The 21,485-nt window shown below is 61.5% G+C and carries 26 protein-coding genes; 10 read left to right on the top strand and 16 right to left on the bottom strand.

What is annotated here, in order from left to right; genetic code table 11:
- Window positions 1–31 precede the first annotated feature (31 nt).
- The 7 genes from NS365_RS13345 to NS365_RS13370 form a co-directional block, all read right to left on the bottom strand.
- Window positions 32–439 carry a hypothetical protein gene (locus NS365_RS13345; RefSeq protein WP_058600774.1) on the bottom strand — a complete coding sequence of 136 codons (408 nt, stop codon included), beginning with the start codon at window positions 437–439 and terminating at the stop codon, window positions 32–34.
- Between the two features lie 48 nt (window positions 440–487).
- Window positions 488–670 carry a hypothetical protein gene (locus NS365_RS13350; RefSeq protein ID WP_058600775.1) on the bottom strand — a complete coding sequence of 61 codons (183 nt, stop codon included), beginning with the start codon at window positions 668–670 and terminating at the stop codon, window positions 488–490.
- 12 nt (window positions 671–682) lie between these two features.
- Window positions 683–2,065: a hypothetical protein gene (locus tag NS365_RS13355; RefSeq protein ID WP_058600776.1), complete on the bottom strand. Its 1,383-nt coding sequence runs from the start codon at window positions 2,063–2,065 to the stop codon at window positions 683–685.
- A complete protein-coding gene (locus NS365_RS13360) occupies window positions 2,065–2,523 on the bottom strand; it encodes a terminase small subunit protein (protein WP_193753435.1) in 459 nt (152 codons plus the stop codon). The genes NS365_RS13355 and NS365_RS13360 overlap by 1 nt, the downstream gene beginning before the upstream one ends.
- Window positions 2,524–2,526: 3 nt before the next feature.
- Complete coding sequence (locus NS365_RS13365; protein WP_058600777.1) at window positions 2,527–2,991, bottom strand: hypothetical protein; 465 nt, start codon at window positions 2,989–2,991, stop codon at window positions 2,527–2,529.
- A gap of 104 nt (window positions 2,992–3,095) precedes the next feature.
- A complete protein-coding gene (locus tag NS365_RS24125) occupies window positions 3,096–3,341 on the bottom strand; it encodes a hypothetical protein (RefSeq protein WP_153003768.1) in 246 nt (81 codons plus the stop codon).
- 53 nt (window positions 3,342–3,394) lie between these two features.
- A complete protein-coding gene (locus NS365_RS13370; RefSeq protein WP_058600778.1) occupies window positions 3,395–3,835 on the bottom strand; it encodes a hypothetical protein in 441 nt (146 codons plus the stop codon).
- A 555-nt stretch (window positions 3,836–4,390) separates the two neighbouring features.
- Between NS365_RS13370 and NS365_RS25340 the strand changes: the two genes are divergently transcribed.
- A complete protein-coding gene (locus NS365_RS25340; protein ID WP_082684594.1) occupies window positions 4,391–4,603 on the top strand; it encodes an AlpA family phage regulatory protein in 213 nt (70 codons plus the stop codon).
- Between the two features lie 103 nt (window positions 4,604–4,706).
- Here NS365_RS25340 and NS365_RS13375 read toward each other — a convergent pair whose 3' ends face one another.
- On the bottom strand, window positions 4,707–4,991 hold the full coding sequence (locus tag NS365_RS13375; RefSeq protein ID WP_082684595.1) for an Arc family DNA-binding protein: 285 nt from the start codon (window positions 4,989–4,991) through the stop codon (window positions 4,707–4,709).
- Window positions 4,992–5,674: 683 nt separating this feature from the next.
- On the opposite strand from NS365_RS13375, the gene NS365_RS13390 reads away from it, so the two are divergent.
- Entirely contained in the window at window positions 5,675–8,122 is a 2,448-nt protein-coding gene (locus NS365_RS13390; RefSeq protein WP_058600781.1) for a DUF5906 domain-containing protein, read from the top strand.
- 882 nt (window positions 8,123–9,004) lie between these two features.
- Window positions 9,005–10,240: a tyrosine-type recombinase/integrase gene (locus tag NS365_RS13395; RefSeq protein ID WP_058600782.1), complete on the top strand. Its 1,236-nt coding sequence runs from the start codon at window positions 9,005–9,007 to the stop codon at window positions 10,238–10,240.
- Window positions 10,241–10,247: 7 nt separating this feature from the next.
- On the opposite strand, the gene NS365_RS13400 is transcribed toward NS365_RS13395, so the two are convergent.
- Complete coding sequence (locus tag NS365_RS13400) at window positions 10,248–10,526, bottom strand: helix-turn-helix domain-containing protein (protein ID WP_058600783.1); 279 nt, start codon at window positions 10,524–10,526, stop codon at window positions 10,248–10,250.
- Window positions 10,495–10,767 carry a BrnT family toxin gene (locus tag NS365_RS13405; RefSeq protein ID WP_058600784.1) on the bottom strand — a complete coding sequence of 91 codons (273 nt, stop codon included), beginning with the start codon at window positions 10,765–10,767 and terminating at the stop codon, window positions 10,495–10,497. The genes NS365_RS13400 and NS365_RS13405 overlap by 32 nt, the downstream gene beginning before the upstream one ends.
- 357 nt (window positions 10,768–11,124) lie before the next feature.
- Here NS365_RS13405 and NS365_RS13410 point away from each other — a divergent pair, with 357 nt between their 5' ends.
- A complete protein-coding gene (locus NS365_RS13410; protein WP_058600943.1) occupies window positions 11,125–12,081 on the top strand; it encodes a Gfo/Idh/MocA family protein in 957 nt (318 codons plus the stop codon).
- A gap of 7 nt (window positions 12,082–12,088) precedes the next feature.
- Here the strand turns inward: NS365_RS13410 and mnmA are convergent, their stop codons facing one another.
- Entirely contained in the window at window positions 12,089–13,243 is a 1,155-nt protein-coding gene (gene mnmA, locus NS365_RS13415) for a tRNA 2-thiouridine(34) synthase MnmA (protein ID WP_193753436.1), read from the bottom strand.
- A 254-nt stretch (window positions 13,244–13,497) separates the two neighbouring features.
- Between mnmA and NS365_RS13420 the strand changes: the two genes are divergently transcribed.
- On the top strand, window positions 13,498–13,788 hold the full coding sequence (locus NS365_RS13420; RefSeq protein WP_026358527.1) for a DUF1153 domain-containing protein: 291 nt from the start codon (window positions 13,498–13,500) through the stop codon (window positions 13,786–13,788).
- Between the two features lie 243 nt (window positions 13,789–14,031).
- Here the strand turns inward: NS365_RS13420 and NS365_RS13425 are convergent, their stop codons facing one another.
- A complete protein-coding gene (locus NS365_RS13425; RefSeq protein ID WP_058600785.1) occupies window positions 14,032–14,391 on the bottom strand; it encodes a flagellar FliJ family protein in 360 nt (119 codons plus the stop codon).
- A 374-nt stretch (window positions 14,392–14,765) separates the two neighbouring features.
- Between NS365_RS13425 and ctrA the strand changes: the two genes are divergently transcribed.
- Window positions 14,766–15,461: a response regulator transcription factor CtrA gene (ctrA, locus tag NS365_RS13430; RefSeq protein WP_058600945.1), complete on the top strand. Its 696-nt coding sequence runs from the start codon at window positions 14,766–14,768 to the stop codon at window positions 15,459–15,461.
- Window positions 15,462–15,727: 266 nt separating this feature from the next.
- Here ctrA and NS365_RS13435 read toward each other — a convergent pair whose 3' ends face one another.
- Window positions 15,728–16,102, bottom strand: a complete 375-nt coding sequence (locus tag NS365_RS13435) for a response regulator (protein ID WP_058600786.1) — start codon at window positions 16,100–16,102, stop codon at window positions 15,728–15,730.
- Between the two features lie 113 nt (window positions 16,103–16,215).
- Complete coding sequence (chpT, locus tag NS365_RS13440; protein WP_058600787.1) at window positions 16,216–16,851, bottom strand: histidine phosphotransferase ChpT; 636 nt, start codon at window positions 16,849–16,851, stop codon at window positions 16,216–16,218.
- A gap of 288 nt (window positions 16,852–17,139) precedes the next feature.
- On the opposite strand from chpT, the gene NS365_RS13445 reads away from it, so the two are divergent.
- Both NS365_RS13445 and NS365_RS13450 read left to right on the top strand, forming a co-directional pair.
- Window positions 17,140–17,733 carry a DUF1134 domain-containing protein gene (locus NS365_RS13445; protein ID WP_058600788.1) on the top strand — a complete coding sequence of 198 codons (594 nt, stop codon included), beginning with the start codon at window positions 17,140–17,142 and terminating at the stop codon, window positions 17,731–17,733.
- Window positions 17,734–17,895: 162 nt separating this feature from the next.
- Entirely contained in the window at window positions 17,896–18,990 is a 1,095-nt protein-coding gene (locus tag NS365_RS13450; RefSeq protein ID WP_058600789.1) for a hypothetical protein, read from the top strand.
- Here the strand turns inward: NS365_RS13450 and NS365_RS13455 are convergent.
- Window positions 18,923–19,747, bottom strand: coding sequence for a TrmH family RNA methyltransferase (locus NS365_RS13455; RefSeq protein ID WP_058600790.1), 825 nt, complete (start codon window positions 19,745–19,747; stop codon window positions 18,923–18,925). The genes NS365_RS13450 and NS365_RS13455 overlap by 68 nt on opposite strands.
- A 99-nt stretch (window positions 19,748–19,846) precedes the next feature.
- On the opposite strand from NS365_RS13455, the gene NS365_RS13460 reads away from it, so the two are divergent.
- Window positions 19,847–20,569, top strand: coding sequence for a DUF2161 domain-containing phosphodiesterase (locus tag NS365_RS13460; RefSeq protein ID WP_193753437.1), 723 nt, complete (start codon window positions 19,847–19,849; stop codon window positions 20,567–20,569).
- The gene (locus NS365_RS13465) at window positions 20,566–21,093 is read left to right on the top strand and encodes a metallophosphoesterase family protein (RefSeq protein ID WP_058600791.1); all 528 of its coding nucleotides are present in this window, start codon (window positions 20,566–20,568) and stop codon (window positions 21,091–21,093) included. The genes NS365_RS13460 and NS365_RS13465 overlap by 4 nt, the downstream gene beginning before the upstream one ends.
- On the opposite strand, the gene NS365_RS13470 is transcribed toward NS365_RS13465, so the two are convergent.
- Entirely contained in the window at window positions 21,076–21,465 is a 390-nt protein-coding gene (locus NS365_RS13470) for a response regulator (protein WP_058600792.1), read from the bottom strand. The genes NS365_RS13465 and NS365_RS13470 overlap by 18 nt on opposite strands.
- Between the last annotated feature and the right edge of the window lie 20 nt (window positions 21,466–21,485).

A 21,485-nucleotide genomic window follows, 5' to 3' on the forward strand; every position in this document is an offset into this window, starting at 1 on the left:
CCAGTGCCGGGCGGGGCATGTCATCGCTCGATCAGTTCTTGCGGCCGGACTTGCCGGTCTTCACCGCGCCGTCATCCACCCCGGCCGCTTCCGGGTTCAGCTTGTCCTCGGGCTCGCCGCCGACATGCTCATCGATCGCGGCCTGCTCGTCCTTCGCCTGATCGTCGCTGACGTTCGAGGCGTTGTTGCCCTGGTCCACCGTGCCAGCGTCTTCGGCCAGCGGGTTTCCGCCGTTGTCCTCGGCCGGGGGCGTGATCCCATCGTTCGACAGGTAGCGGCCGATCTCGGGAAGCTCTTCGGTGAAGCGGTCGAGAAGCTTCGTGTTGGGCTTCTTGCCGCTGTAGATCAGCAGGGAGGCGCGGCGGCCCGCCAAGGCGCGCTCACCGCCACGGAACTGCTTCAAGACGCTCTGGAACGCCTGTTCGTCGATGTCGGCCATGTGATCCTCACGAATGAAAAAGCCCGCAGAGCGCGGGCCGGTTGGTCTTCATGGGTCTGGGCTGCAATAGCTGGCAGCAGGGTGCAAGCATCGCCGCAAGTCGTTGACTTGCTTTTCCAAAGCGCTGATCCTGTCCTCAGCAGTCGGCGCCGTCAGCGCAGTTGAGGCGAGATCGATCATCGCGCAGGCGCTTAGCGTCGCGATAAATATGTAGGCCACATTCTTCAGCATGATCGGCTTCCTTCATCTGCGCCTTTTGCGCCGGCGCACCATGGCGTCCACCGCCTCCCTCACCGACAGATTGCCCTGGATCACGCCGTCATCGCCGGCCACGTAGCCCAAATCCTTCGGCTTGGTCGGCGGCTGGTAGGCGGGAGCGGCGTCCTTCCACGACAGGCCGAGATAGCGGAAGCTGGAGCCGATATGCTCGGCCCAATCCTTCACCGGGTTGTCGCGGAACGTCTTTCGCTCGTCGTCCCACTCCCGGCGATAGCTCTTCAGGCCTTCCAGCCCGTCGCCGCATCGGCCCTCGTCGAAATAGGCCACCTTGATCGTCTCGCGCCCGGCATGGATGCCCTCGGCCACGCTCACCATCGGCACGACCTTGGGGTTCCGCTTCATCGACTTCAGCAGGTCGAAGCGAGTGCGGTTCACGCCCCATCCGGCCGGCGCCATGATGTCGTGGGGCACATAGTCGGTGCCGTGATAACCGCGCTCGTCGAGCCAGGCGCACCACTGAGCAAGGTCGTCGCTGTCCGGCCGGTAGAAGTCCACGACATGCGGTCGGCCGTCGTAGACCTGGAAGCACCAGATCGGATTGTTGACCGCCTTGCCCAAGTCCCATGCCGTGTGAACGGGATGGTGCGGGTTGATCGGCACAAGGCCGATGCGCCCTTCCCGCTCGGCCCGGTTCATCTCCGAGCCCCAATACGCGCCGACCATCGCGCCAGAGAACGAACACTCGTATTCTTGTTCGAAGATGGCGAGGCCTAAGTCCTCACCGTGCAGCGTCTGATATTCCTCCAGCGCCTCTCCCAGATCAGCTTCCGTCAACGCGCGGGTGTCGCGGATACTGAGCACTTCGGAGAACCACAATGGGTTGCTCGTAGCCTTATCCAGCATCGCCTTAGCGTGATTGTTGCCACGCGGCGTGGTGATGAAGGCGGCGAAACCTTTCGTCTCGCGGATCATGGGCGAGTGATAGGCCCAGGCGGAAGGGTTGGAGAGCGCCCATTCGGAATAGGCGATGCCCTTGGGACCGGCACCTACCGTTGCGTCGTATCGATCAGAACCGATCAGCTGAAACGTCGCCCCGTTCGTCAGTTCGATGAACATGTCATCGTCCTGCATCCGCTTGATGATCTCAGGCGGGAAGGCTTCGAAGATGCGGCGCTTTCCCGTGTGGCCATTCACGCCGTTCCAGATCGCCTTGCGGGCCTGCTTGTACTCGGGGAAGCAATGCCAATAGGTGCCGGGGTCTTTCCACGCGATTTCCCGCATGGCGTTCAGAACGATTTCGTCTTTGCCCGCCCGGCGATGCCAGATCGCCATAAGGCGGTCGTGGGTGCGGTTCACCAGCGCCTCGTGGAAGCGGCGCTGATACCAGCGAACCCGGAACTCGTGCATCACTTCTTCGGCTCGGCCTCGTAGACGGTCTGGAACACGACACCCACCGGGCCGCCATCCTTGCCAATCAGCTCCATCTGGCTTCGATCGCCATATTTCTTCGGCTGGAGCTTGCCAGCCATCCATTTGCGAGCATCAACCCGCAGGACAGATCGTTTCAGCACCTCGCCATTCTCGCGCCAGCCCTGTTGCGCGCCATCGGCGTCGAACTTTTCCATGAGGTCGTTTCGGCCGTCATCGGCGATGTCGAGGATCTCGTCGAACAGGGCGTCGGCCTGGGCCTCGCGCGCGCGGGCGTATTGCTCCGCAAAGGCCGCGTTGGAAGCCAACCATTTGAACACCGTCGATTGCGCGGGCGTGTCAGGGTCACGGCAGATAGCCCGCAAGCTCTCCCCGTTCGCGATCCGCTCGCAGATCATGTCTCCCGTCTCTTCGGTGAACTCGCTGACCCGTGTCATGCCCTAGCTTGCCTGCAATGCGATGATGGAGAAGCGGACACCGGCCGCTGGTTCGGTCGGCACATAGCCGGAGAGCTTCAGCAGATCCGTGAGGACGGCCGAGACACCGGGGAGCGCCCTAGTCCGCGTCCCGTAGATGATCGCGCCTCCATAGAGCTTGCCCGCCACCCAAGGCTGCTGCTGGTCATCGAGAAACTGCATCACCTTGAAGTCGGGCGGGCTCTTCGTGTTGTTCTCCACGGCGAGGATCGACACGGCGGGCTCGGCGGTGAATGTCCGGGTGAACATCATTGTGGCCATGCCGGCATTATCCAGCGCTCCGGTCTGGGCTGACGTGATGCGCGGGTGCTGGTGATCGGCGCGAGGGACCAGTGTCATGTTGCCGGGCTTGGCCGTTCCTGTCTCGGGAAGCGGAGCCACGTCGGCAAGCTGGATGCCCTGCTGCTGGTCGTAGGTGATCGCGGGCATGTCGCGCTCCCTAAAACGCAAAAAGGCCCGCCGAAGCGAGCCCTTCTCATAGTTCCTGACACTATCAATACTTGTAGGGGCTTATGTGAAAAGGGTCAAGCGTATCAATTTTGGATTTCTGCAAATCCGTCCTCCGTCAATTCAACGGCGCCATTCGCCTTATCTTTTGTCCATCCCCGTGTAGCGCAAGCATCCAGCGCTGGGCCTATATCCTCATGGCTCAAACCAACCTCTGCAGCACGCGAGGAGAATACGTTTGTTGGCAGGGCTTCCCCTGGCTTGATGTTATAGAAGCTGAATATTTTCAGAATCTTCTGCGTATTCATATCGGCTGATGGGATAAAAGCCATTATGCGTTCCTGTCCGATGCCTTGAAGCCTACCGGCGGCTTATCAACTTCCACTTACTGCACAACCCGCACGAGTTCCAGCAAGTCGCAGTCGAGGATATTCGCCATCGCGTTCGGCGTGATGACATCGCCGTAAGTCCTGGCTATTTCCTTCGGCGTCAGACCCTCCACACAATAGGCGACGAGCCTGCGCGTGATCGGGCCGCCGAGCGCCTTTGTCGTCGTGAGAACGCGATCGAGGGCCATCACGCGCTCATCGGGCAATCCCTTCCATCCACCACCCCCGCCGATCGAAGCACCGCCCATGAGGGCAGACGGCAGCGTGATGCCGGAGCGCTCCCAATCCCGCGCGAAGGCACTCCCGGCGTGATACTGCGGGCTTCCCTGCCGTGCGTACCGCCATTCGAACGAGCCGGTGCGGCAACGAACGACCGTTTGGTTCGAACCATAGCCCGCGCCACCACCGACGCGAATCTGAACACCTGCCTCGCTCATAACTGCGTCTCCAAATGTAGAGGTGCCCTGTCGGTCTTACGATCCCTGTATTCTCAGCCCGATTTAGAATGCGACACTCATACCATCAAGTTGAATATAAATCTTTTTATATTTACGTTTTTTACTTGGCAATTTAGATGGTTTCCACGACGCTGGGACAATTTAGGATGCACCCCTGACCTCACTGACCAAAAACCTCTTACCCTGACCATTAATATCATTATATATCAATGACTTAATAAGAATGGTCAGGGAGGTCAGAGTGGTCAGGGTACATTCTCCGTATGCGCAATGGGATAGAAAAAGTCACAACGGACGATCAGAAAAATTCGTTATCCATTGCGTGTATACGAATTTCCAAAACCAACTTGACCACCCTGACCACTATGAAAATCTCTGATTCCATTAAGAAAATTTGGTCAAGGCGCGAAGCGCGGTCAGCGCTGGAACCTTGACTGCGCTTCAGATCGAGCTATTGCGTCCATTTGGGCAATGTATGACACTCAGAAAGTAACGCGTTTGAGATATCCCATGTAATCAACAATGGGTTGAATTATGTCGAACGGAACACCGAACAACGATTGGGCGAGCAAGGTAACGTTCATACGACTGCGCGACATTATCGAAATAGTACCGATAAGCCGCGCAACCGTGTACCGCCTCGCTAAAAATGGGCAATTTCCAAAACCGATCAGGTTGGGTTCGTCTTCGCTTTGGGTCGAGGCCGAGGTGCAAGCGTGGCTGTCGGAAAGAATGGCGAACCGCTAATCTGAAGCGAGCCTAAACCACCACATCAACGCCGGCTGCCAACAAACCGGTGCGTGGCACTGGATCGAAGAGTAGTTGCTAAATCGTGCGAGGGTGCTCGCGTTTACTCGCGGCGCTTTTTAACGGCCGACTGCTCTGAGTCTGAGCCAAGCAGATCTTCAAACATCGTATCCATGCGCGATTTCATATTCGTCTCGACACTATCAAGAATCTTCTGAATCAGGGCCTCATAGGGGCTAGCGAGTTCTTGCGGCGCTTCGAAGCTTGCCTCCAGGCGAGCTATGATTTCGGCAGTCATAGATCTTCGGTTTTCAAGAGAAGCCTTCTCAACTTGCTCTTTCAAAGACTCCGGTATTCGCAGCCGGAAATGCAAATCTTCTCGCGCCATGCCCCACCAATGCCACTAATTGCTCTTGACCGCCATGCCCCACCCATGACACACAGTCAATGACACACCGTGTGTTATCTTCAAGTAGGGTTACATTGATGGCCAAGGAAGCACATCAAAGCATAGATCTCGTTTGGGGAATCAGTGGGATCGCTAAGGTCATCGGTCGAACTGACCGGCAGACCTATTCGATGCTCACAGCAGGGCAGCTGCCCGCTCGGCAGGTCGGTGAGCGGTGGGTCGCTTCCCGTGAGAAGCTCGTCGCCTTCTTCGACGAGCCAACAAGCACGGCAAACTAACGTACGATACCGAGCAACCGACCACGTCGGATTCCTATCCCAATCCCTAGAATTCGGAGTCCCTAAAATGATTGACCTATCGAACACAGTCTCTCCGCAGCTCGAACTTCCCCCCGCATCGGATGACTGGTCCGCTGACAACAGGGCGGGACATTGCTACGCCGATCGCATCGTTGGCGCGATGAGGGAGAAGGAAGCTCCGATCTATCTGGCGCAGGTCGTCGAGAACCTGATTGCGGCATCCCGGTATGACGGCGTGACCGTTGGCTTTTTTCACCGCATAGCTGAGTACGCAATCGGCGCACACAGGGTTTGAACGCATCTTGGCGGTTACTCCTTCGTGAGCCCCCGCCCGCCAAGGGGTAACCTAGTCAGCAGGTCGTGATGCTCAAAGACATTGGACACCTGGTCAGCGCCGGGTTCGCCATTCATCGCCTACATCCGAAATCCAAGAGGCCCATCGGGGACGATTGGAGCACCAAGCCTGTTTTGACACTTGATAAGCTCAAAGCGTCATATCGGGCCGGTGAGAACGTCGGCTTGCGGCTCGGCCAATGGTCCCGTGTCGGCGGCGGCTATCTGCATGTCCTCGACTTGGACATCCGCGACCCCAAGCGCGTCGAGGAGGCTCGTGCGCGCCTCAGTTCCATGTTCCCCGAGTGGAAGAACCTGCCGACCGTCATCTCGGGCTCGGGCGGCGCCAGCCGACACTTCTATCTGATCACCGATAAGCCGTTCCCCTCGAAGAAGCTCGCGCACAGCGCCGACAAGATCAACGGTGCAGACGGCAAGGCGCATTGGGCTTGGGAGATCGAGCTATTCGGGACCGGCAAACAGGTTGCCATCCCCCCTTCCATTCATCCCGACACCGGCAAGCCCTATCGTTGGGAGAGCCCGTTCGATTTCTCGATGCTGGACCTCGGCATCGGACCCTTCATCGCCGCACCGCGCATCGAAAAGCTCATTGGCGAGGACGACCGGCCGGCCGATGCCGGTGATGAGCGCAGCGCGCCGCTCGGTTTGTCGGAAAACGAGATCAGGGCCACGCTCGCGGGCATCCCAGCCGCCACCTATTGCGATGATCGCGACGGCTGGCTCACGGTCGGCATGGCGCTTCACCACGAGTTCGGCGGATCGGACAAAGGCTTTGAGCTCTGGTGCGAGTTCTCGAAGCGCTCAGACAAGTTTGACAAGCGCGACCAGAAGCGCGTCTGGCGCTCATTCAAGGGCAAGAACAAGCCTGTGCGGATGGCGACTCTCGTCACCGCAGCTCGCGAAGCCCGGCTTGAGGCAGAATTCGAGAACCTGGACGACAACGAGTTCGATGATCTCGGTGAGGAAGAGTCGGACCAGCCTTCGGGTATGTTCGATGAACTCCTGGGCGGTGAACCCGAGAAGCGCAAAATCTCGAAGCGCGAGCAGAAGCTCAACAAGGCCAACGTGGAGCACGCGCTCGGCCATGTGCCGCCAAAGGTCGCCCGCATCAACCGCAAACACGCTGTCGCCTTCATTAACGGCAAGACGGTGATCATCACGGAGAACCGGGACAGCACCGTTTCCTACGGCACGGTCGGAGATCTCCACAATTTCTATGAGAACGATCGCGTCAACACCGAGAAGGCAACCGAGCCGGTCACAAAGGCATGGCTGCGCCATAAGGCGCGCCGCGAATATCCGAATGGCGTGGTCTTTTCGCCGGGTGAGGACGTCGAGGGCGCGTATAACCACTGGCGCGGGTTCGCCGTCGAGCCTGATGAAAGCGGGTCGTGCGAACTGATCCTCGCCCATATCCGAACGGTGCTCTGCAATGGTAACGAGGAATCGTACAGTTATTTCATCGGCTGGCTCGCGCACATGATCCAACGGCCGGCCGATAAGCCAGGCGTGGCAGTTGTGCTGCGAGGTTTGAAGGGAACGGGTAAGGACACATTAGGCGACTATATCGGCAGTCTGTTTCCGAACCACCACGTTAAAATCGCTAACCAAGATCAGCTTGTCGGTCGATTCAATCAGCATCAGGAAAAAGCACTCTTGCTGCATGTCGAAGAAGGCTTCTGGGCCGGCAACAAGCAGGCTGAAGGCACCCTCAAACACCTCATCACCTCTGAAAAGGTTTTCATCGAGCCCAAGGGCTTAAACGGTTTCCACGTTCGAAGCGTTTTACGGCTCTTCATTTCCTCAAATGAAAAATGGGTTGTCCCTGCCACCGAGGATGAGCGGCGGTATTTCGTTTCAGATGCCAGTGATAAATATAGCGTTAGAAAAGCCACGCCTCAGCAGCGCAAGAGATACTTTGACGCAATTCGAGATGAGATGAACGGCACAGGACGGGCAGCACTACTGCATTTCCTGATGAACTACGATCTTTCGAAGTTTGACATCCGCGACGTACCGAACACTAGCGCTCTGGCAGTCCAGAAGACGGAAGGACTGAAGAACGTTAAGCTCTGGTGGTTCAACATACTCCAGTCGGGCGAACCGGATTTCGAGGTTTTGGATGGTGATCGGGGCTGGTTTCATGAACCGATCGCCGTCACCAAAAGCGAACTGCGGGATGCTTACGGTAGATGGATGAGAACTCGCCGCTACGAGGGCAACGAAGTCTCCGCCGAAGCTCTTGGAAAGGAGTTGGTCGAACTTTGCCCGACGCTCCTCATGCCGCGCCCTCGGATCGCGGGCAGACGGGTGACAACTTACCGGTTTCCCACCCTTCCGGACTGCCGATCGCAGTTCGAAGGCTGGATCGGATCAACACTAGAATGGGAGGACATCGCCGATGATAGTATGGAAGAAACCACGAACTACGACGACCTCGCAGACCAATTAAACTAACTAAAAGGGAGATAAAATGCATTTCTTAGAATTTTCCGACGATAACGGCACCGTCCATATCGCAGAAAATCAAATTAGATCAGTCTTCACGCCAAACGACACACACAAGCCGGCGGTCGTAACAACACTGGATGACGCCAGATACCGTATCCGTCGCAACGACGCGGCTCGGATCAAGGGGGGAAGACCGAAACTGATACCTGCCACGCAAGGCGAAATAACCCTAGTGCCCAACTTCCCGTTCAACCACGGAGCGGACGTAAACGAGTTTTTCACCAGTTATCCGATCGTAGCATGGTCAATCGACCAACATGGTATCGCATCACCCATTCCGTTCGTCGGTATCGGCGGCTGCTTGGAAGAGACGGAGTACGGGGTCCTGTTCGCATCTGGAATCGTTGTTTCACACGACGGCCGGCCGTTCACATCCGCCTTGGATTATAAGATTCACCTGGTCGACACATCAGGCCCAAGTTCTTAGGCGAACCGGCGAAAACCCATTCTACAGCGGGTTCGCGGGTTTTCGTCGGTTCGCTAGGATATTGCATCGATGCTCTGACAGTCTCTCTCCCAGATATCTTAGATACGCAGCATGGACATTCGCCCTATGCGCACGGACGAGGATACCCCTCCCTGACCGAGATCGGGCGCCTATGGAATGCCGATGTCAGAACGCCCGAGGGCGAACGTCTGGATGTTTTCGCGACACGGATTGGGGCCAGCGCTCCAACTCGCAGGCCCCGATTGAGGCTCCCGATCCGGTCGCGTGTGTCGGAGGTGGTCGGCCGCCGGCGCGCCTTACGATCAACACGGTCCACAAGATTTCCACGCAACGCCGTGATGCGGCAAGCCAACAGCCCATACCTTTTTAATGGATGTTCCATGAGCGTTCGCAAACGAGAATGGACGACGCCGGCCGGCGAAACGAAAACCGCGTGGGTCGTCGACTATATGGACGGCACCGGCAAACGCCGCCTCAAAACCTTTCGGCTCAAGAAACAGGCCGACGCCTTCGCTGCTACGGCCACGGTCGAGGTTCGACAGGGCGTCCATGTAGCCGATAGCGCGAGCACGACTATAGCGGCGGCCGGGAACCTCTGGCTGGCGAGCGTCGATGCAGCGGGGCTGGAGCGCACCACATACGCCAGCTACGAGGGCCATCTTCGGCTTCACATCAGGCCTTTCATCGGCGCATCCAAGATTTCCACCCTTACAATACCAGCCGTTCGGGCATTCGAGGATCAGCTTCGCGCGGCCGGGCGCTCGCCGGCGATGATCAAGAAAGTTCTGGTGTCTCTTGGAACGCTCCTAGCGGACGCCCAGGAGCGGGGCCTGACGAACCGCAATGTGATTCGCGACGTGCGCGGCCGACGCGGCGGGAGCGAGCGCCGGCAGGAGAGACGGCAAAAGGGCAAGCTCAAGATCGGCGTGGACATTCCGACCCGCGACGAGATCAGGGCGCTCGTCGGCGCGCTGGAAGGCCGCTGGCGTCCTGTGCTTCTTACGGCAATCTTCACCGGCCTGCGCGCATCCGAGCTGCGCGGCCTGCGTTGGGAAGACGTGGACCTGGACCGCCGCGAAATCCGCGTCCATCAGCGGGCCGACCGCTTCAACGAGATCGGCGCTCCCAAATCCTCTTCAGGCGAGCGCACCGTCCCTGCCCCGCCGATCGTCATCAACACGCTTCGGGAATGGAAGCTCAAATGCCCGCGCCGCGCCACGGGCAAGCGCAACGCAGACGGCGAACCGATCTTTGTCTTGGACCTCGTGTTCCCAAATGGGTCGGGCAAGGTCGAACAATTGAACAACATCGTCCGACGCGGCCTCCAGCCGGCTTGGATCGCAGCCGGCGTGACGGTGGAGACCGACGAACTGGACGAGGACGGCCTCCCGGTGCTGGCCGCGAAATACACAGGGATGCACGCCCTGCGGCATTGGTTCGCATCGTGGTGCATCAACAGGCGCGAAGACGGCGGCCTCGCGCTGCCACCGAAGACGGTGCAGGATCGCATGGGCCATTCCACGATCGCATTGACCATGGACCGCTATTCGCACCTGTTCCCGAAGGCCGACGACGCCGATGAAATGGCGGCGGCCGAGGCCAGCCTACTCGGCTAGGCAAAAGTCAGGCTACAGCCTTCGCCACCATGTCCGGCTGCGCGCCGATCACCCGCATGTAGGCTATCGCGAAGTCCGGGGCCGTCGCTCGCGCCTGTTCCCAATCCCGCAAGGTGCCGACTGGAACGCGAAAGCGGCTGGCGAACTCAGCTTGCGAAAGGCCGAGCCCTGTGCGGATTTTGCGAATCAGGCGCGCCCGCTGCCCCCGGTCCAGGGCCGCCGACGTTGCGTCGAAATCCTGATCATCGGCCGGATCAGCCGGCAGAACGGTATGCTCGCTCTTCACCTGTGTTGCTCCTTCTCACCGATATGAAGCGGGGCAGTTCACCCCGCCAGACGAAGACGGCTGTGAACAGTTTCTCGTCCACGATCCCGACCACCTTGAACCGCTCTTCGCCGTCAATCTCGCGGATTGAGGGAATTACGAGATGGTCGGCATCTTCGAAGATGCGATCACCGAAGGCCAATGGCAGGCCGTGTTTCTGCCGATTGGTGATATCCTTGGCCGGATCGAACCTGTCTTCCATAGCCCACCTATACGGGATTTCCGTATAGTTGAAAAGAGCTTCGCTATGGGTCTGGAAGGCGCGAGGGGAGCCGTTCGGCGAAATCGATGCAACATGCTTGCAACATGAGGGTTCAAAACCCTTACTTTCGGCCTTCCTGATCGTCTTCATAACCCGAAGGTCGGTGGTTCAAGTCCACCCACCGCCACCATTCAAACTTCCACCCCCTGCTTATCCATGACAAGATGATGCGAGTTCATGCCGATCGCATGTGCTGAATCATCTGGCATTTCCTCACCTGCACGGCCAATAGAGACTCATGCGATGCCGCGCGAAGGCGCGGGGTCGGTGCAGATGCAGCGCATGAGGACATCCATCATGACCATTCGGATCGCCGTGATCGGCTGCGGCCAGTGGGGGCAGAACCATGTTCGCACCCTCAAGGAGATCGGCGCCCTCGCCGCCCTGTCGGACGGCAATCCCGAGCGGGCCGCCGCCCTATCCGAGCGATTCGACGTTCCGGCGCGCTCTACCGACGACATTCTGGCCGACGAGACGATCCAGGGTCTCGTCCTCGCCCTGCCCCCGCGCCTGCATGGGCCGACGGCGCGGCGCGCCTTTCAGGCGGGCAAGGATGTGCTGATCGAAAAGCCGATCGGGCTCGACCTGTCGGATGCCGAGGAGACCGCGCGGGTCGCCAAGGTCGAGGGCCGGCTTCTCATGGTCGGCCATGTCCTGCGCTTTCATCCCGTGTTCGAGGCACTGGACACGCTGGTGCGCGGGGGGGCGATCGGCGAGCTGCGCCATATCCTCTCGACCCGCCTCGGGCTCGGCCGGTTCCTCGGCATGGATGCCGTCTGGGATCTCGCGCCGCACGATCTGTCTCTGGTTCTGCATATGGCGGGCGGCGCGCCGGAGTGTGTCGAGACGCTGCGCCGCACCGTGCTCAGCGACGAGACGGACGCCGCCGACATCGCGCTTCGGTTCGCGAACGGCCTGACCGGCGAGATCCATGTCTCGCGCGTCTCGCCCTATCGCGACCGGCGCTTCTCAGTGATCGGAACGGAGGGGATGCTGACCTTCGACGATCTGGCACCGGAAGGGCAGAAGCTCGCGCTCTACCGACACAAGGTCTGGCGGGACGGCGCGCATTTCGCCTTCCAGGGCGCGGACGCTGATTACCAGCAGACCGAGCCCGGCCTGCCGCTCGACCGGGAACTGCGTCATTTCATCGACTGCATCGCGACGCGCGCCGAGCCGCGCACGGGCGCGGCGGAAGCGGTCGAGACGGTGCGTATCCTCAACCTCGCCTCGCCCCGCGCGCCGGCGGCCTGACGCGCCCTCAGGCCGCGCGCGACGCCGCCGATACGGGCTCGGTGCGCGCGATGACGCCGCCGCCCAGAACCTCAACGCCGGCCCCTTCGCCGTCGTAGAAGACGCAGGCCTGCCCCGGCGAGACGCCCTCTTCGCCAGCGGCGAGTTCCACGAAGACCTCACCGCCACCCAGCCCGAGGCGGGCCGGCGCCGGTGGGCGGGTGGAGCGAATCTTGACGAAGAGCGACCGCTCGCGCGCGGCCGCCTCGTGCAAGGGCTCGCCGCCCAGCCAGTTGACGTCGCGCAGCGCCAGACGGCGCGTGGCCAGCGCCTCGCGCGGGCCGACGGTGACGGTGCGCGTCCGGGCGTTGATCGCCACGACGTAGAGCGGCTCGCCGGAGGCAAGACCCAGGCCCCGCCGCTGGCCGATCGTGAAGTTCACGATGCCCGCATGTTCGCCGAGATGACGCCCGTCCACATGCACGAGATCGCCCGGCGCGCCCGCATCGGGCTTCAGCTTGGCGATCACATCGCTATAGCGCCCCTTGGCGACGAAGCAGATATCCTGGCTGTCGGGCTTGGATGCGACACCCAGATCGAAGCGGGCCGCGATCTCGCGCGTTTCCGGCTTGGTGAGACGGCCGAGCGGAAAGCGCAGAAAATCGATCTGCTCCTGCGTCGTCGCATAGAGAAAATAGCTCTGATCGCGGTCGAGGTCGGCGGGGCGATACAGGCTGCGGTGCGCCCCGTTCAGCCGCGACTCGATATAATGCCCGGTCGCCAGAGCGTCGGCCCCCAGATCCCGCGCCGTCGCGAGAAGATCGCGGAACTTCACGGTCTGATTGCAGGCCACGCAGGGGATGGGCGTTTCGCCGGCCAGATAGCTTTCCGCAAACGGATTGATCACCGACTGACGAAACTTGTCCTCGTAATCGAGGACATAGTGCGGAATTCCCAGAATCTCGGCCGTGCGCCTTGCATCGGCGATATCCTGTCCCGCGCAGCAGGCGCCGGCGCGCTTGGGCGTCGCGCCGCCATCATAGAGCTGCAAGGTGATTCCAACGACGTCGTATCCCTCCGCCTTGAGAAGGGCGGCGGTGACGGACGAATCGACGCCGCCCGACATGGCGACGACAATTCGTGTCTCGGCGGGCGCCTTCGGAAGATCGAGGCTGTTCAGCATGGCGAAGACTCTCGCGAAGTTCCGCGCGTGGCGGCCAGTCAAAGCCCGTATGTAAAGGCTGCGACCGCCCCTGCCAACCGCCTGATCGGGAATGGCTTTTCACCCATTCCGAGAGACCGCCCAGGCAGGCCATCCTTGCGCCGGACTTGAGACAACCTCTTATCAAAGTGTTTCAAGGGGCTTAGCGGATTTTTTAGATGCTCAGGGCTAACTTACGACAGCGATTAGGTCTTTGCGTGAGTGTAGAGAGTTCAATGACCGATCAGGTTAGACCAAGAGTGAAATACGTCATCGGGCCCGACGGCAGCCCCCTGACGATCGCCGATCTGCCGCCATCCAACACTAGACGTTGGGTGATCCGTCGCAAGGCCGAAGTCGTGGCAGCGGTTCGTGGTGGGCTTCTCAGCCTCGACGAAGCCTGCTCGCGTTATACGCTGACCGTGGAAGAGTTCCTGTCCTGGCAGGTGTCGATCGACAGTCACGGCCTGGCCGGGCTGCGCACGACGCAGATTCAGGAGTACCGCAAGAAGGCCGATCTCCACTAGGGAGACGAGCCCCTTCCCTCATGATGAGGCAGGACGACGGGACTGGCGAAAGCCGGTCCTTTTCGTTTTTGCCCTCGAGGGTTTTCGCATGTGACGCGCGACGAAGTCCTCGGACGGCGGTTTTGCACGGCCTTCGTCTCGCTGGTGTTTAGAGTCGCAAGCTTGCTTCAGGCTTGAACACGAAAAAAGGCCCGCGCCGGAGCGCTAGGCCTTTGTAACGCGATCGAAGGCTCGCCTTGAATGTCAGGCGACGGCGGAGCGCCGATCATCGGTCGATTCGCGCTGTTCGAGTTTTTCGGCATTGGCGTATTCCGCCTCCGCCTCTTCCAGCGAGATTCGGGCGGCGTTCATCTGAATGCGCAGGTCGCCTACGGAATTCATCAGATTGTCGCGGCGGGTCCGGGCGGCCTTGGCGAAGGTCGGATAGGCGAAATGGGCCATATCCGTGATGCCGGACTTCTTTTCTTCGTTGCTGATCTGAGCGTCCAGTTCGGCCGCCATGCGCTCGAATTCATTGAGCATCAGTTGGAGCTGCTCCACCTGCCGCCGCTTCTCCGTCACCTTGAAGCGGCTCAGGCGCATGATATTCTCACGTTTCGGCATCACGCTTCACTCTCCTCTTCCATAGGGCCTCTCACATGTGGCCCCGTGACGCGTCGCGAGGTGAGGTTTCGGGCAAGCCTCGAAAGCTAGCTTTAACCACCTGTTTACGCGCACCGTTAATCATATGGGGCGAGGATTTAAGGCCCAGTAAATCGAACGGTTCAAACACACGTCTTCTTTGTTTCTCAGCTCGCAGTTTGTGGCTTCAAGGTAACACCGGCGATCTTAAGCAAAAGCTGCCACAACAATTCGACAGGAAGCCAGAAATTGAAGCGATTGTTAACCATTCGATGCGAAGCTCGATCCAGCAGAACACGAACTCCAACCTCGTCGGTTTCAAGGCGATCGACTGGGCTGACGCAGAGGAATAGATGATGCGCGTTCTTTTGATCGAGGATGACAGCGCGGTCGCGCAAAGCATCGAACTCATGCTGAAGTCCGAGAGCTTCAACGTGTATACGACCGACCTGGGCGAGGAAGGCGTAGATCTCGGCAAACTGTATGATTACGACATCATCCTGCTGGATCTGAACCTCCCCGACATGTCCGGCTATGAAGTTCTTCGGACGCTTCGTCTGGCCAAGGTCAAGACGCCGATTCTCATCCTGTCCGGCATGGCGGGAATCGAGGACAAGGTTCGCGGCCTCGGGTTCGGCGCGGACGACTATATGACCAAGCCCTTCCATAAGGACGAGCTGGTTGCCCGCATTCATGCGATCGTGCGCCGCTCCAAGGGCCACGCTCAGTCGGTGATCGTGACCGGCGATCTGACGGTGAATCTCGATGCCAAGACCGTCGAGGTCAACGGCCAGCGCGTCCACCTGACGGGCAAGGAATATGCAATGCTGGAGCTGCTTTCGCTCCGCAAGGGCACGACGCTCACCAAGGAAATGTTCCTGAACCATCTCTATGGCGGCATGGACGAGCCGGAACTGAAGATCATCGACGTCTTCATCTGCAAGCTGCGCAAGAAGCTGGCGACCGCGACCGACGGCAAGAACTATATCGAGACAGTCTGGGGTCGCGGCTATGTGCTGCGCGAGCCGGACGCAGATACCCGCGCAGCCTGATTTCTCCAGGCCTGCCGCCGACAACAAAGCCCGTGAGCCCATGAGGGGCCGCGGGCTTTTTGCTGTGCCCGCTCATGGGTCGATCAGCTTCGGAAGGATCGCGTGCGACGGCCTTTGCGCCCTGCTTCGAGCGCACGCGTGCTGGCAGCCGGCGCGGAAGGCGAGACGACTTCGAACGCCATCGACGCCCCGTTCCAAGCCTCGCACCCGAATCACGCCGTCCGTTTGTCAGGACAGGCCTTCATCGCTTGGGAGCTGCCGGAGCCTCAAGCGGCCACGGGGAGATAGGGCTGGACCCAGGCCGTCAGCGTCGCGCGATCGAAGGGACGAAACAGGAAACCGCTGGCGCCCGCGCGCTTGCTGCGGGTCATCAATCCGAGATTCGATTCCACCAGCGAAACGAGAATCGGTGCTCTCGGCACCGCGCCGGCGCGCAAGGTTCGCAGCGCCACATCGACCGGCATATCGGGCATGGTGGCCGACAGGAGAACCAGATCGAACCCATTGCTTCTCTGAGCGAGAGCCGCCAGCGCCTCGTTCATGTTGAGGGCGCCCACCGTCTCCGCACCCAGGCCGGAAAGAACGCGGCTGGCGACCTTCAGGACGATGTTGTTCTCGTCGATCACAAGACAGGAGGGCATGGCGCGGGACTCTCGGCACGGGGGCAATACCCCACCCTAGAGCCTCGCGCTTTTCCGTTCGGTTCCCAAACGCGGCGAAGGAAGCGTAAAGGAAACCGGAAAAATGAGGGCGATCAGTCGCGCTCGACGCTGAACACCGCCGTTTCGCCTTCCTGCGCCAGGGTGATCGTCGCCCCGCACTCGCGAGCCAGAAGCAGCGTGTAATATTGCTGGACGCCATGGGCGTCGATCGGCTCGGCCATGGTCTCGCCGCCGAGCAGCGCGCGGAAGGTCGCCGGCACGCGCAAGGGCTTGCCACTGGCCGTCAGATTGATGCGAAGGCGCGGCTCCAGTTCCTCGACGCGCACCGTGACGGTGCGGCCGCGCGGCACGGAAGCGTTGGCGATCACGATCAGATTGAGAACCAGCTTGGCGACGTTTTTCGGAACATAGGCGCGCTGGCCTTCCCAATGGAGTTCCGCCTTTTCGAAGGACATGAAGCCTTCGGCCACCGTCTTGGCGTCGCCCATATCGATCTGGGCGACGGTGGAGCCCGACGAGCCGTAGGCGATCCGCGCGAACTGGAGCTTGGCGACGGCGCTCTGCGTCGAACGCCGCACCAAGGCCATGGCCTCGGGATCGTTCGGCATCTCGTCCAGAAGTTCCAGACCGGCCTGCACCGCACCGACGGGAGAGATGATGTCGTGGCACAGACGGCTGGCGAGAAGAGCGGCCAGATCCGCAGCGGACAAGTCGGGCAGGTGCGTCATCTCGGCTCCGTGCGTCCTGATGGTTAAAATTGTCTGATACGCCGCCTAACATGTGGCGGGCCGCCACACGAGGGCGGATCGCGGCTTCCTCCCATTTCCGCCGCTCGCGTGCGGTAACGGCAACAGGCTAGCCCGCCGCGCGGATGCCGCTCTTCGTCGTTCGGGCACTCAGCACACGGCTTTTGCGCTTTTGTTCCGCCATCTTAGGATTTCGGAAACCATGTCAAATCTAGGCTGTGCCGAACATGCGCAGCCGCACGCGCCCGCTCGTTCCGAGGGATACGATCCATGCAGCGCCTCCTCCGGCCACTCCGCCTTCTGTCTCTCGCCGCTCTGACGATGGGAGCCACTCTGTCGCCCCCGCTTCTCGCGCCGGCCTCGGCTCAGCAGAAATCGGGCGGTGGCTATACGATGCAGGAGATCGTCACCGAAGGGCACCGCTTCTTCGGCGCGACCGCAGGGGGCCTTGCCACCGTCATCGAGCGAGCCTTCCAGGAGCGCGGCCTGCCGAACGGCTATATTCTCGGCGAGGAAGGCTCGGGCGCCTTCATCGGCGGCCTGCGCTACGGCGAGGGCACGCTCTTCACCAAGAACGCGGGCGAGCATCACGTCTATTGGCAAGGTCCGTCGATCGGCTTCGATGCCGGGGGCGACGGGGCGCGCACCATGATGCTGGTCTATGATCTGCCCTCGGTGAACAGCCTCTACGGGCGCTATGCCGGTGTGTCGGGCAATGCCTATCTCGTGGGGGGCGTCGGCATGACCTTGCTCCAGCGCGATTCCATCACGCTCGTTCCGATCCGCACGGGGCTCGGCGCGCGTCTGGGCGTCAATATCGGCTATCTCAAACTGACGCCGGCGCCCACCTGGAACCCGTTCTAAACCGCTACCCGAAGCCAATCCGGCTGCCATATAACGACGTCTAGTCAATGCGGCGGGGCTCGGCGTAGAAGGCCTCGGCCGGCTGCGTCGCGGCCTGCGCCAAGCCCATTCGTTCCCTTTCCGAGGGACAAGGCCTGCGCGCCGGGGAGCGCTGGGATAGTGATGATCGCGACAGCCCTTATCTTTCTGCTCGGCGCGCTGACGGCGACCTTGATCCTCCTCCTGCTGATCCCGCTCGTCTGGCGGCGGGCACAGCGGCTGGCCCGACGCGAATTCAATGCCACGATCCCCACCAGCGTAAACGAAATCCGCGCCGAGATGGATCTGGTGCGCGCCACCTCCGCCTTCGACATCCGGCGCGAGGAGCGCCGCGCGCAGGAGTTGATGGAGCAGGCCGTGCGCGAGCGCGGCGAAGCCGGGCGGGTGATCGTCGAGAACGGCCACCTCGTCACGCGCGGTCGGGAGCTGGAAGGCCATCTTGCCGAGCGCGACAGGACGATCGCCAAACTCGAAGAGCGTCTGCACACCGTGATCGTCGAGCGGGACGAGCTGGTGCAGCATCGCCACGACCTGCGCGCCAAGCTTCAGGCGCGGGCCGAGGAGATGGAAGCGCTGGCTTTGCGCCATCAGGCTCTCAAGGAACGCTCCGACGAACAGCGCCGGCATATCGCCGCGGCCGATGCGCGCGTGGTGGACCTGTCGGAGGCGCTGCGCGTCGCGCGCGAACGCGTGCCTGCACGCGCCTCGCAGCCCGAAGGCGCAGTCCCTCCAGTCCCCGCTCCGATCGCCGCCGTCGAGCCCGACGCGGCGCTCGCAGCCATGGCGACGTCAAACGCCCGCCCCAGCGGCAGCGCCCGTCTTCGAGCCGTGTTGCAGAGCAATCAGGCGACCACCGACATCAAGTCTGGCCCGGAGCGCGGCGATGGGAGTGAGAACGCCGAGATTCGCGAGCGGATCAGCGACATCGCGGCGCGCGTCATCCAGAAAGAAATCGAGGCCGAAGGGCCGAACTCGCGCTTGCGCGAGATGATCGAGCGGCCCGAGCCTCCGCGCGAAGGTGGCGTGCCCAGCCTGGCAGCCCGCGTCCGCTCGCTTCTCTCCGACACGCCCGCAATCTCGCCGACGCCCGTTGCGAACGCGCCTGCCATGGCGGCGACATCGCCTGCAGAACCCGACCCCGCTCCGGCGGTCAGCTCGGCTCGAACCGCCGGGAAAAGAAATGGTGGAGCGCGATCGCGGCCGAAGTCGCGACGTTGAGACTGTCGAGACCGGGCGCCATGGCGATGCGCAGCGAGCGCACGTCGCTGAGAAAGGCCGGGTCGAGCCCCTCGCCTTCCGTGCCCAGGAACAGAGCCCGCGCCCGGTGGGTGCCCAGTTCATGCAGGGCGATGTCGCCGGCCGGCGACAGGCACAGGCATTCGAAGCCCAGGCCCGCCAGCCAGGCGTGAATGGCCCGCACCCCCTCCATCCGCCGAAACGGGATGGTGAGGACCGAGCCGACGGAAACGCGGATGGATTTGCGATACAGCGGGTCGCAGGCCATCTGGTCGAGGATCACGGCGCCCACACCGAACGCATCGCCATTGCGAAACAGCGCTCCCATATTGTCGTGGTTCGACAGGCCGCAGGCGACGACGACAAAGCCCCTATCGCGCTGGATCGCGGATAGACGAGCATTCCAGTCCGCGTCGGTTTCTAGCTCGGCCGCGACACCATAGGCCAGAACGCCGCGATGAACCGGAAAGCCGGCGATCGCGTCGAAGACTTCCGAATCGGCCACATAAATGGGCACGTCCGGCCCGAAGCTCGCCAAGCGTGGCTCCAATCCCGCCAGGCGATTGCGCAGGATGAGAAGCGCGCCCGCCCGAAAGCGCTCCGAGCGCGCGAGCTGATCCAGCACCACGCTGCCTTCCGCCATGAACCCGTCCCGCCCACGCAGGTCGCGGTCACGCACATCGCGAAAGGGCTCGATCCGTGGATCGGTGGGGTCGAAGATCTCGATGATGGGGGGCATGGCTGTGCCGTCTTCCCTTGTGCTGCGACAGGGCGACGCGCCTTGGCCGGAGCCGAAAGGCGGGTGCCACGGCAAGGCTTGTCCTGTATGCGGGGGCGCATGTCCACTGCGCCTGCCGCCATCGGCGAAACCGCCCTGTATCTGCCGGTCAAACGCTTTCTCGAAACGCTGGGCTTCAGCGTGAAGGGCGAGATTGGTTCCTGTGATCTTCTGGCGTTGAAGGACGGCGAGCCGCCCATTGTCGTGGTCTGCGAGTTGAAGCTTCAGTTCAATCTCGAACTCGTGCTGCAGGGCGTCGACCGCGCGCCCATGGCCGACGAAATCTGGCTGGCCGGCCCGTTGTCGGCACGCGGCAAGGGGCGCGAGGGCGATCGGCGTTTTCGCGATCTGTGCCGGCGGCTTGGCTTCGGCGTGCTGGCGGTGGATGGCAACGGCGGCGTCCATGTTCTCCTGTCGCCCGAATCGCCCGCCCCCCGCCGCAATGCCAAGCGCCGCTCGCGCCTCGTCGCCGAGCATCGACGCCGGCGCGGCGATCCGGCGACCGGCGGTGCCACCCGCCAACCGATCATGACGGCGTACCGGCAGGAGGCGCTGCGCTGTGCGCTGGCGCTCGAAAACGGCCCGAAGCGGCCGAAGGACCTGCGCCCCGCCTGTCCCAACGCGCAAAAAATCCTGCATCGAAATGTCTACGGCTGGTTCTCCAGCCCCGCGCGCGGCACTTACGAGCTGACGCCGGCCGGCTTCGAAGCGCTGAAGCGCTGGCCGCAGGAAGGAGACGGCGCCCCGAACGAAGCGCCGGCCAGCGCGTTGCAGGAGCCATGATCTTCTTCACCGCCGACACGCATTTTTCCGATCCGCGCATTCTGCGCTTGGACAAGCGCCCCTTTCCCAACCTCGCCGCACATGACGACGCGCTGATCGAACAATGGAACGCGGCGGTCGGACCGGAGGACGAGGTCTGGCATCTCGGCGATTTCGCCAAAGGAACAGCCGACGAAAAGGCCACCCTTCTCGCTCGGCTCAACGGGCGCAAGCATCTCGTTGCGGGCAACAATGACGACGAGGCGACGCTGAGCCTCCCCGGCTGGAGCAGCGTCTCGTCCTATCGGGAACTGGTGGTGGACGGCCGAAAGCTGGTGCTCTGCCACTACGCGTTTCGAACCTGGAACGGCAGCGGCAAGGGAGCGCTCAATCTCCACGGCCATTCGCACGGCAAGCTGATGCCGATGTCCGGTCAGTATGATGTCGGGGTGGACGTGTTCCCGTTTCGGCCCGTGACGCTCGGCGACATTCTCATATCGCGACGGCGGCGAAAGCCGGAAACGACATCAGTGGGCGAGTTTTGAGGAGATGTTCCGCAGCGCCTGCACGATCGAGGCCGGCGGATAAGGCTTGGCGAAGAAGAGCCCGTTTTCCGGCAGATCTTCGTCCGTCACCTTCACATGGCCCGATGCGATAAAGATCGAGACCGGAGGCCAACGGTCGCGCACCGCTTGGGCGAGCTTCAATCCGTCCATGGAACCAGGCATATCGACATCGGTGAAAAGGACGCGGATGTCGGAATGACGCTCCAGAAGCCGGATCGCCTCGTCTGCGTTCGACGCCGCATAGGCCTTGAACCCTGCCTCCTCCACGAGATCGACCGCGTCCCACAGCAGAAGAGGTTCATCTTCCACGACGAGTACGGCGAAATGGTTCGGGTCGAAGGATTGGGCCATGATGAGAAAATGCTTAGAAC

Origin of the sequence: Aureimonas ureilytica, assembly GCF_001475935.1 — a bacterium.
Classification (GTDB): domain Bacteria; phylum Pseudomonadota; class Alphaproteobacteria; order Rhizobiales; family Rhizobiaceae; genus Aureimonas; species Aureimonas ureilytica_A.